The organism is Variovorax sp. OK212 (assembly GCF_900112425.1).
Lineage (GTDB): Bacteria > Pseudomonadota > Gammaproteobacteria > Burkholderiales > Burkholderiaceae_C > Variovorax.
Genome location: NZ_FOLP01000045.1, coordinates 1 through 11082, shown reverse-complemented (window position 1 = coordinate 11082; position 11082 = coordinate 1). Strand labels below are relative to the sequence as shown.

The window sequence follows — 11082 nt, the reverse complement described above, 5'->3', positions numbered from 1 at the left end:
GGCTCGGTGCTGGACGCCGACTACCTGATCGGGCTGGGCACGCTGGACGAGCGGATGCTGATCCTGGTGGACATCGACCGCCTGATGTCCAGCGAAGAGATGGGCCTCGTCGAGAAGATCGCCGCCTGAGGGCGCCGCGCAGGGCAACCAGAACAACGACACAAGGGTCCGCGAGGAGACGTACATGAAGAATTGGAAAATCGGACGGCGCCTGGGCGCCGGCTTTGCACTGGTGCTGGCGCTGGTGGTGCTCACCGCGGCCATCGGCGTGGCGCGCCTGCAGGGCGTGGGCGAGGCGACGCAGGCCCTGGCCGAGCGCTCGCTGGTGAAGGAGCGCCTGGCCTCGGCCTGGCAGCTGGCCACCAGCACGAACAGCGTGCGCACCTTCTCGCTGCTCAAGAGCGACGACGCCGACGTGCAGGCCTACCTGCAGAAGAACATCACGGCCACCAGCGCCGTCATCACCGAGACGCAGAAGAAGCTCGAGGACATGCTCGCGTCGCCGGAAGAACAGGCGCTGAGCGCCGACATCAAGAAAAAGCGCGGCGCCTACGTCGAGCTGCGCAACCAGATCCTGAAGCTCAAGGCCGAAGGCAAGCGCGAGGACGCCGCGAAGCTCACCGACACCCAGCTGCTGGGCGCGCTCGACGGCTACGACGCGAGCATCCGCGCCATGGTGGCGCACCAGCAGCAGGCGATCGACAAGACCGCCGCCGCCATCGAGGCGCAGTACCGCTCGGGCCGCATCTACCTCGTGGCGCTGGCCGCGTTCGCGGTGGCGATCGGCTCGGTCATTGCATGGCTGCTCACGCGCAGCATCGTCGACCCGATCGGCGAGGCGCTGCTGATCGCCGAGACGGTGGCCGCCGGCGACCTGAGCCAGGAATTCGAGACCGACCGCGGCGGTGACTTCGGCCGGCTGCTGCGCGGCATGGGCGAGATGGAAGACACGCTCACCGACCTGGTGACGCGCATCAAGGCGTCCACCGACTCGATCGCGGTGGCCTCGCGGCAGATCGCCGCGGGCAACGAAGACCTGTCTTCGCGCACCGAGCAGCAGGCCAGCTCGCTGGAGCAGACGGCGGCTTCGATGGAAGAGCTGACCAGCACCGTGAAGCAGAACGCCGACAACGCACGCCAGGCCAACCAGCTGGCCGTGTCGGCCTCGGCCGTGGCCGTGAAGGGCGGCACCGTCGTGTCGCAAGTGGTCGACACCATGGGCTCGATCAACGCGTCGTCGAAAAAGATCGTCGACATCATCGGTGTCATCGACGGCATCGCCTTCCAGACCAACATCCTGGCGCTGAATGCCGCGGTGGAAGCCGCGCGCGCCGGCGAACAGGGCAAGGGCTTCGCGGTGGTCGCCTCCGAGGTGCGAAGCCTCGCGCAGCGCTCGGCATCGGCCGCCAAGGAAATCAAGACCCTCATCGGCGACTCGGTCGACAAGGTCGAGGAAGGCAGCAAGCAGGTGCAGGAAGCGGGCCGCACGATGGAAGAGATCGTGGGCAGCGTGCGCCGGGTGACCGACATCATGGGCGAGATCACCGCAGCGAGCCAGGAACAGACCTCGGGCATCGAGCAGATCAACCAGGCCATCACGCAGATGGACCAGGTCACGCAACAGAACGCCGCGCTGGTCGAGCAAGCCTCGGCCGCCGCGCAATCCCTGCAGGAGCAGGCCGACAACCTCGTGCGCGCGGTGAGCACCTTCAAGCTCGACGCTGGCGAAGAACCCCGTGCCCAGGTGGCCTGAAGAATCCGTGCGTACCCGTCTCAGCCCCAAGCGCGCCCTTCGTCTGGGTGTCGGCTTTTCCCTCCTCATGTTCCTGCTGGCCGCCGCGCTGAGCATCGGCTTCAAGGCCGGCGCCGGCTACGAATGGGCGCACCGCGCCGTGCTCGGGTTGGGCGTGGTCGCCCTGTTCGCGGGCGCCTTCGTCGCGTGGTGCATCACGCGCTCGCTCGCGCGCTCGGCGCGCGAAGCCGACCTCATTTCGCAGCGGCTTGACCGCCTGTTCAAGACATTCAAAGCAAGCGACTCCTGAAATCCCCATGAAATCACTCCTCAATCTCAAGATCGGCACGCGCCTTGGCGCGGGCTTCGGCGCGGTGCTGCTGCTGCTCGCCGCCGTGGTCGGCCTCGGCCTCAATGCAATGGCCGACATCCAGTCCCGGCTCAACGGCATCGTGACCGAGAACAACGTGAAGATCGCGGCCGTCAACGACATGGCCGATTCGATCCGCGACATCGCGATCCTGGACGGCAACCTGATCCTGCTGCAGGACGACGCGGCCATGCGCGAGGAATCGAAGAAGATCAGCGTCGCGCGCGAGCGCTACACCGAGGCGCGCGGCCGCCTGGCCAAGCTGCTCGCCTCGACCGAGGGCAAGGGCCTGCTGACGCAGATCGACGAGAAGGTGGGCGTGCTGGTGCCGCTGAACGGCCAGCTGTCCGAGTTCGCGCTGCAGAACAAGAACGAGGAGGCCACGGCGCTCTTCATCTCGAAGTTCCAGCCGGCCGTTCGCGCGGTGCTGGTCGAACTCGATTCGATGGACGCCCACCAGAACAAGCGCTCTCGCGAGGCCAACGAGCAAGCCGGTGCCGGCTACGTGCAGGCGCGCAACCTGATGCTCGCGCTGGGCGCCTTCGCCATCCTGGCGGGCATGGCCATCGCCTGGTTCATCACGCGCACCATCACCCGCCCGATCGGCGAGGCCGTGGAAGTGGCCGAGAAGGTCGCCGCCGGCGACATCAGCTCGCGCATCGAAGTGCACTCGAACGACGAGACCGGGCGCCTGATGTCCGCGCTCAAGGCCATGAACGAAAGCCTGGTTCGCATCGTGCGCGAAGTGCGCACGGGCACCGACACCATCGCCACGGCATCGAGCCAGATCGCATCGGGCAACCAGGACCTGTCTTCGCGCACCGAAGAGCAGGCGAGTTCGCTGGAGGAAACCGCTGCTTCGATGGAAGAACTCACGTCGACCGTGAAGCAGAACGCCGACAACGCGCGCCAGGCCAACCAGCTGGCGGTGTCGGCATCGGAAGTGGCCCTGAAGGGCGGCAGCGTGGTCTCGCAAGTGGTCGACACCATGGGTTCGATCGATGCGTCCTCCAAGAAGATCGTCGACATCATCGGCGTGATCGACGGCATCGCGTTCCAGACCAACATCCTGGCGCTGAATGCCGCGGTGGAAGCGGCGCGCGCCGGTGAGCAGGGCCGTGGCTTCGCGGTCGTGGCATCGGAAGTGCGCAGCCTGGCGCAGCGCTCGGCCGCGGCCGCCAAGGAAATCAAGACGCTGATCGGCGACTCCGTCGAAAAGGTCGAGGAAGGCAGCAAGCAGGTCGCGGAAGCGGGCCGCACCATGGAAGAGATCGTCGGCAGCGTGAAGCGCGTGACGGACATCATGGGCGAGATCACCGCCGCCAGCCAGGAGCAGACCTCCGGCATCGAACAGATCAACCAGGCCATCACGCAGATGGACCAGGTCACCCAACAGAACGCGGCGCTGGTCGAAGAGGCTTCTGCAGCGGCCCAGTCGCTGCAGGAACAGGCCGGCAGCCTGGTGCAGGCCGTGAGCGTCTTCAAGCTCGGCGACCACGAAGTGGTGGCGCCCGCGCGCCCCGGTTTCACGCGCATCACCCCCATCCGGCCGATCCGTCCGGTGCAGCCGGTGGCGCGCAACACCGCCAAGCCCGTGCTGAAGCGCCCCGCCACCCAGGCCTTGCCCGGCCGCCGCACCGGCACGCCCGCTGCGCAACTGGCCATGGCCGCCGATGCGAAGGGCGACTGGACGGAGTTCTAGGCGAAAGAACTCAATTCTGGCGATCGGATGCCGATACAGGGTGACGGCGATGCCGCGGCGCTGCGCCGCGGCGGGACCGTTTCCCTGAACTGAAAGAAGATCGATGAGTTTCGAAAGACCCCGTGTGGCAGCAGGCCACGCACCACCCCCCGGCTTCGTGTCGCTCGCGCGCACACTGAGCGTGCGGGCCGGCGTGGCGATTCTCGGGGTCACGGCATTGATCCTGTGCGTGTTCTACGCACTGGCGTCGCAGCAGCAGCAGCGCGGCGCCGCCCAATACGCCAACGCGAAGGCCGAAGCCATCGCCCGGTCGCTGGACATCTTCGACCAGACCATGCAGCTGAACGCCGGCAACGCCTTCGGCATGTTCCGGCGCCAGTTCGCCGACACGCTGGTGCTCGACGCCGCCGGCGGCGGCACGCTGTCGAGCAACGGCACGGCCATCGACGCGGCCACGACGAGCGAGGTCGACCGATTCGCGCGCGACTTCCCCGGCGCCAACGCCACCGTGTTCGTGGCGCAGGGCGAAGACTTCCGCCGTGTCACCACCTCGGTCAAGAAGGAAAACGGCGAGCGCGCCGTGGGCACGCTGCTCGACCGCAAGAGCGCGGCCTATCCGCTGCTGCGCGAGGGCAAGCGCTTCGTCGGCCGGGTGACGCTGTTCGGGCGCCCTTACATCACGGTGTACGAGCCGGTGCGCGACGCGGCCGGCCGCGTGGTGGCGGTGCTCTACATCGGGCTGGACATCTCGCAGCAGCAGGCCTCGTTCGCCGATGCCGTGGCGCGCACGCGGCTCTACAGCCACGGCGGCCTGTACATCGTCGACCCCACCGGTGCCGGCGGTGAGCCGTTGCTGGTGTTCCACCCCAGCGCGGCCGGCAAGCCGCTGGCCGATGCGGTGCAGGGCGACGCCAAGGCGTGGCTCGCGCGCCTGAAGGCCGACGACGCCTTCTGGATCGCGGAGGCGCCCGCCGTGCTGGTTCCGGGTGCGTCGGGTTCACAGGCTGCACACCACGCGTCCGTCGCGCGCAGCGACACCACCGGCTGGCTGGTGGTGGCCGAAGTGCCCGCCGCCGAGGTGCTGGCCGGCCTGCGTCAGCAGCTGGCGTGGCTGGGCGGCTGCATCGTGCTGGCCGCGGTGCTGCTCGGCCTGGGGCTGGTGGCGTTCATCCGCCGCACGGTGCGCCCGATCGGCGTGCTGAGCGCGCACGTCGAGGCCATCGGCGGCGGCGATTTGTCGGGCCAGCTGGCATCGCAACGGCGCGACGAGATCGGCGTGATCACGCGCTCGGTGGAAACCATGCGCGCCAGCCTGGTGCGCATCGTGCGCGAAGTGCGCACCGGCACCGACACCATCGCCACGGCGTCGGGGCAGATCGCCTCGGGCAACCAGGACCTGTCTTCGCGCACCGAAGAGCAGGCCAGCTCGCTGGAGGAAACGGCAGCGTCGATGGAAGAACTCACGTCGACCGTGAAGCAGAACGCGGACAACGCGCGCCAGGCCAACCAGCTGGCCGTGTCGGCTTCGGAAGTCGCCGTCAAGGGCGGCACGGCCGTGTCGCAGGTGGTGCAGACGATGGGCTCCATCGATGCCTCGTCCAAGAAGATCGTCGACATCATCGGCGTGATCGACGGCATCGCGTTCCAGACCAACATCCTGGCGCTGAATGCCGCGGTGGAAGCCGCGCGCGCCGGTGAACAGGGCCGCGGCTTCGCGGTCGTGGCTTCGGAAGTGCGCGGCCTCGCGCAACGCTCGGCATCGGCGGCCAAGGAAATCAAGACGCTGATCGGCGACTCGGTCGAGAAGGTCGAAGCCGGCAGCAAGCAGGTGGAAGACGCCGGCCGCACCATGGACGAGATCGTCGGCAGCGTGAAGCGCGTGACGGACATCATGGGCGAGATCGCCAGCGCCAGCCAGGAGCAGACCTCGGGCATCGAGCAGGTCAACCAGGCCATCACGCAGATGGACCGGGTCACCCAGCAGAACGCGGCGCTGGTCGAAGAAGCTTCGGCCGCCGCGCAATCGCTGCAGGAGCAGGCCGGCGGCCTGGTGCAGGCCGTGAGCGTGTTCCGTCTGGAAGACGACCGCCGGGCCGGTTTTTCATACGCCGAGCCTGCCATTTCATCTTTTGAGAAGAAAGGTCTCAAGTCTGGCGTCGCGATGCCGATAACAGGATGACGGCATTGCCGCTGTGGCCTGTCGCCTTGTGATGGAAGGAATTGAGCAGTGAGTTTGAAAGATCTGAAAATCGGCACCCGGCTGGGTCTCGGCTTCACGGTGATGCTGCTGTTGATGGCATTCATCGCGGGCACGGGCGTGCTGCGCCTGACCGAAGTAGGCAAGGCCACCGACGAGATGGTGTCGCGCGCGCTCGTCAAGGAGCGGCTGGCCGCCGAATGGCTGGCCAACCTGCGCTCCAACACCGTGGCCAACTACGCCATGGTGAAGACCACCGACCCGCAGGTGGCGGCCTATTTCTCCAAGGCGCAGGCCGAAGGGTCTGCGCGCATCAGCCCGGCGCAGAAGAAGCTCGAGTCGATGCTCGAGACGCCCGAGGAGAAGGATCTCTACGCCAAGGTGTCGGCCGCCCGCGCCGTGGTGCTGGAGACCGTGGGCACGCTCAACAAGCTCAAGGACAGCGGCCAACTGGCCGAGGCCAACACGCTGGTCGACACCAGGTTCAAGGACGCGCTGGCCGTGTACGGCGGCGCGGTCGAGGCGCTGGCCAACCACGAGCGGGAGAAGATCGACGTCGCGGCCAAGGGCATCGACGCCAACTACCTGGCCGGGCGCACCACGCTGCTGGTGCTGTCGGCCATTGCGCTGGTGCTGGGCGCGCTGCTCGCCTGGCGCCTGACGCTGGGCATCGTGCGCCCGCTGGGCCATGCCGTGTCCGTGGCGGAGACGGTGGCTGCCGGCGACCTGAGCGCCCACATCGTGGTGGAAAGCCGCGACGAGGCCGGCCAGCTCATGCACGCGCTGCGCGAGATGAACGCCAGCCTGGCCAAGGTGGTGGGCGAAGTGCGCATGGGCACCGACACCATCGCCACGGCGTCGAGCCAGATCGCCTCGGGCAACCAGGACCTGTCTTCGCGCACCGAGCAGCAGGCCAGCTCGCTGGAGGAAACGGCTGCTTCGATGGAAGAGCTGACCTCGACCGTGAAGCAGAACGCGGACAACGCACGCCAGGCCAACCAGCTGGCCGTGTCGGCGTCCGAAGTGGCGGTGCGCGGCGGCAACGTGGTGAGCCAGGTGGTGGACACCATGGGCTCGATCAATGCGTCGTCGAAAAAGATCGTCGACATCATCGGCGTGATCGACGGCATCGCGTTCCAGACCAACATCCTGGCACTGAACGCCGCGGTGGAGGCCGCGCGCGCCGGTGAACAGGGCAAGGGCTTCGCGGTGGTTGCATCCGAGGTGCGCAATCTCGCGCAGCGCTCGGCCTCCGCTGCCAAGGAAATCAAGACGCTCATCGGAGACTCGGTCGAGAAGGTCGAGGAGGGCAGCAAGCAGGTCGAAGAGGCCGGCCGGACCATGGAGGAGATTGTCGGCAGCGTGAAGCGCGTGACCGACATCATGGGAGAGATCACGGCCGCCAGCCAGGAGCAGACCTCCGGCATCGAGCAGATCAACCAGGCCATCACCCAGATGGACCAGGCCACGCAGCAGAACGCTGCGCTGGTCGAGCAAGCCTCGGCCGCCGCGCAGTCGCTGCAGGAACAGGCGGGCAGCCTGTCGCAGGTCGTCAACGTGTTCCGCCTGGAGCGGGGCGCCGCGGCGCGGGCCTGAAGACAAGCGCTGTCACAGCCCCTACAACCAACCAGAAAGAAGAAAAATGCAGTGGTTCCAGAAGCTTCGCGTCACCGTCCGACTGATCCTCGGATTCCTCGTGGTCGCGGCCATCGGCGCAGCAGTCAGCGCGCTCGGTATCTATCACATGGGTCGCATCAGCGCGTCGACGGAGCGCCTGTATGCGAACGAACTGCGCGCGCTGCAAGCCGTGCAGGAAGCCAACATCAGCCTGCTGTACGCAAGCCGTGCGCAGGTCACGCTGCTGTCGGCCGGCACGCGCGGCGAGCGCAACGCGGGCGCCAACGAGCTCAAGGCCGCCATGGAGAGCCTGGCGGCGCGCGGCTCCGAGGTGAAGTCCTTCTTCGGCGAGACCGAGGAGGGCAAGAAGCTGCATGACCAGTACGAGGCGCTGGTCGGCCCGCTGCAGAAAAGCATGGGCGACTTCGTCACGCTGGTCAACAAGCAGCCGCTGGACAGCTCGCAGTTCGAGAACCAGGTGAGCGAGGACAGCACCCGCCTGCTGAAGGAGTCGCGCTCGCTCGAGGACGTGCTCAAGAGCATGGTGGCGCACAGCAAGGATCTGGCGCGCGGCAGCGCCGAGCATGCGGAGGAAACATACCAGACGTCGCGCTTGATCATGGTGGTGCTGGCACTGGCCGGCATCGCGGTCAGCGTCGGTCTGGGCGTGGTGATCGCGCGGCTGCTGGGCCGTCAGCTGGGCGGCGAGCCCTCGTATGCGGCCGACGTGGTCAGCCGCATCGCCAGCGGCGACCTGACGCTGGCCGTCGACGCCGACACGGCGCACGACGGCAGCCTGCTGCATTCCATCAAGCAGATGCAGGCGCAGCTGACCTCCATCGTCGGGAAGATCAAGGACTCGAGCGACACCATTGCCACGGCCTCGGGCCAGATCGCCGCGGGCAACCAGGACCTGTCTTCGCGCACCGAAGAGCAGGCGAGCTCGCTGGAGGAAACCGCTGCTTCGATGGAAGAGCTGACCTCCACCGTGAAGCAGAACGCGGACAACGCACGCCAGGCCAACCAGCTGGCCGTGTCGGCCTCGGAAGTCGCCGTCAAGGGCGGCACGGTCGTGTCGCAGGTGGTCGACACCATGGGCTCGATCAATGCATCGTCCAAGAAGATCGTCGACATCATCGGCGTGATCGACGGCATCGCGTTCCAGACCAACATCCTGGCGCTGAACGCGGCAGTGGAAGCGGCACGCGCCGGTGAACAGGGCCGCGGTTTCGCCGTGGTCGCGTCGGAAGTGCGCAGCCTGGCGCAGCGCTCGGCCGCGGCCGCCAAGGAAATCAAGACCCTGATCGGCGACTCCGTCGAGAAGGTCGCCGAAGGCAGCAAGCAGGTCGCGGAAGCCGGCCGCACCATGGAAGAGATCGTCGGCAGCGTGAAGCGCGTGACCGACATCATGGGCGAGATCACCGCGGCGAGCCAGGAGCAGACCTCGGGCATCGAACAGATCAACCAGGCCATCACGCAGATGGACCAGGTCACCCAACAGAACGCGGCATTGGTCGAAGAAGCTTCGGCCGCCGCGCAATCCCTGCAGGAGCAGGCGGGCAGCCTGTCCGAAGTGGTCGGCGTGTTCCGCCTGGCCAACACCCAGCTTGCCCTGAACTGAAAGAGAAACAGCTCCGACCATGCGCGTCAATTTGCCCATCACCGGCGTCGAATACGAACTCTCCCGCGACGTCGCCCTCGTGTCCCGCACCGACCTCAAGGGCCGTATCACCTACGTCAACCCGGCTTTCGTCGAGGCCAGCGGCTTTGCCGCGACCGAGCTCATGGGCAAGGCCCACAACATCGTGCGCCACCCCGACGTGCCGGCCGAGGCCTTCGCCGACCTCTGGGAAACGCTGGGCCAGGGCCTGCCGTGGACCGGCATCATCAAGAACCGCCGCAACAACGGCGACTTCTACTGGGTGCTGGCCAACGTGACGCCGATCCGCCGCAACGGCCGCGTGCAGGGCTACATGTCGGTGCGTAGCCGCCCGGAGCGTGCGGCGGTGCAGGCGGCCGACGCGCTGTACACCCGCATCCGCGAAGGCCGGGCGAAGGACATCACGCTGGCGCAGGGCGAAGTGGTGCAGCACGGCTGGGGCAACCCGCTCGCGCGGCTGCGCCGCATCCACGTGCGCCGCCGCGTGTCGGCCGCCACGGCCGTGGCGGCGCTGCTGTCGATGTCGCTGGGCGCGGCGGGCTGGCTCGAGGCGTCGCGCATGGCGGCGTCGGGCGGCCTGCACAGCTGGCTGCCCGCCACGCTGGCACTGGGCGGCGTGGCCTCCGCGCTCGCATGGCTCGGCTTCGGCCAGTTCCTCGGCCGCACGGTGTTCCGCCCGCTCGACGAGGCGGTGCACGTGGCGCGCGCCATTGCCGGCGGCGACCTGGCGCGCTTCGAAGTGCGGCCCGGCGACGAGATCACCGGCCTGCTGCGCGCGCTCAACCAGATGAGCGCCAACCTCTTCGCCATCGTCGCGGACGTGGGCGAGAACGTGGCGGGCGTGATGTCGGCCTCCAGCCAGATCGCCTCGGGCAACGAAGACCTGTCTTCGCGCACCGAGCAGCAGGCCAGCTCGCTCGAGCAGACGGCGGCGTCAATGGAGGAACTCACCTCCACCGTGAAGCAGAACGCGGACAACGCGCGCCAGGCCAACCAGCTGGCCGTGTCGGCGTCCGAAGTCGCGGTGAAGGGCGGCAACGTGGTCTCGCAGGTGGTGGACACCATGGGCTCGATCAACGCGTCGTCGAAAAAGATCGTGGACATCATCGGCGTGATCGACGGCATCGCGTTCCAGACCAACATCCTGGCGCTGAACGCCGCGGTGGAAGCCGCGCGCGCCGGCGAGCAGGGCAAGGGCTTCGCGGTGGTCGCCTCCGAGGTTCGAAGCCTCGCGCAGCGCTCGGCATCGGCCGCCAAGGAAATCAAGACGCTGATCGGCGACTCGGTCGAGAAGGTCGAGGAAGGCAGCAAGCAGGTCGCGGAAGCCGGCCGCACGATGCAAGAGATCGTCGGCAGCGTGCGCCGGGTGACCGACATCATGGGCGAGATCACCACCGCCAGCCAGGAGCAGACCTCCGGCATCGAGCAGATCAACCAGGCCATCTCGCAGATGGACCAGGTCACGCAGCAGAACGCCGCGCTGGTCGAGGAAGCCTCGGCCACGGCACAGCTGCTGCAGGAGCAGGCCGACGGCCTGGTGAAGGCCGTGCGCGTGTTCCGCGCGGAAGCCGTCGCCGAAGTGGCCTGAACCACCGAACACCCCAAAGCAACACACACCAGATTCAAACCGGAGAAGAACCCATGCTCAACAAGGCCAAAGACCCCATGAAACAAGCCGCCTCGGCGCCGTCCGCGGCCGCCGGTGCCAACCGCCTGGAGGTCGTGACCTTCAAGCTGGGCGAAGAGGAATACGGCATCGACATCCAGAAGGTGCAGGAGCTGCGCGGCTACGACGCGGTGACGC

Annotated in this window: 8 protein-coding genes and 1 pseudogene; all 9 read left to right on the top strand. The window is 67.5% G+C overall.

Annotation, left to right across the window (positions count from 1 at the left end):
• Positions 1 to 129: pseudogene (locus BM004_RS42365) on the top strand (chemotaxis protein CheW); the annotation flags it as partial.
• A gap of 55 nt (positions 130 to 184) precedes the next feature.
• Positions 185 to 1753, top strand: a complete 1569-nt coding sequence (locus tag BM004_RS40130; protein WP_093222483.1) for a methyl-accepting chemotaxis protein — start codon at positions 185 to 187, stop codon at positions 1751 to 1753.
• 7 nt (positions 1754 to 1760) lie between these two features.
• Positions 1761 to 2042 carry a hypothetical protein gene (locus BM004_RS40125; protein ID WP_093131178.1) on the top strand — a complete coding sequence of 94 codons (282 nt, stop codon included), beginning with the start codon at positions 1761 to 1763 and terminating at the stop codon, positions 2040 to 2042.
• 7 nt (positions 2043 to 2049) lie between these two features.
• A complete protein-coding gene (locus BM004_RS40120; protein WP_093222480.1) occupies positions 2050 to 3804 on the top strand; it encodes a methyl-accepting chemotaxis protein in 1755 nt (584 codons plus the stop codon).
• A gap of 103 nt (positions 3805 to 3907) precedes the next feature.
• The gene (locus BM004_RS40115) at positions 3908 to 5983 is read left to right on the top strand and encodes a methyl-accepting chemotaxis protein (protein ID WP_093222478.1); all 2076 of its coding nucleotides are present in this window, start codon (positions 3908 to 3910) and stop codon (positions 5981 to 5983) included.
• Positions 5984 to 6031: 48 nt separating this feature from the next.
• Positions 6032 to 7597 carry a methyl-accepting chemotaxis protein gene (locus BM004_RS40110; RefSeq protein WP_093131172.1) on the top strand — a complete coding sequence of 522 codons (1566 nt, stop codon included), beginning with the start codon at positions 6032 to 6034 and terminating at the stop codon, positions 7595 to 7597.
• 46 nt (positions 7598 to 7643) lie between these two features.
• The gene (locus BM004_RS40105; protein ID WP_093222475.1) at positions 7644 to 9239 is read left to right on the top strand and encodes a methyl-accepting chemotaxis protein; all 1596 of its coding nucleotides are present in this window, start codon (positions 7644 to 7646) and stop codon (positions 9237 to 9239) included.
• Positions 9240 to 9258: 19 nt separating this feature from the next.
• Positions 9259 to 10866 carry a methyl-accepting chemotaxis protein gene (locus tag BM004_RS40100; protein ID WP_093222473.1) on the top strand — a complete coding sequence of 536 codons (1608 nt, stop codon included), beginning with the start codon at positions 9259 to 9261 and terminating at the stop codon, positions 10864 to 10866.
• A 53-nt stretch (positions 10867 to 10919) separates the two neighbouring features.
• Positions 10920 to 11082, top strand: a 163-nt coding sequence (locus BM004_RS42360) for a chemotaxis protein CheW (RefSeq protein WP_371271253.1), incomplete at its 3' end; no start/stop codon positions are given.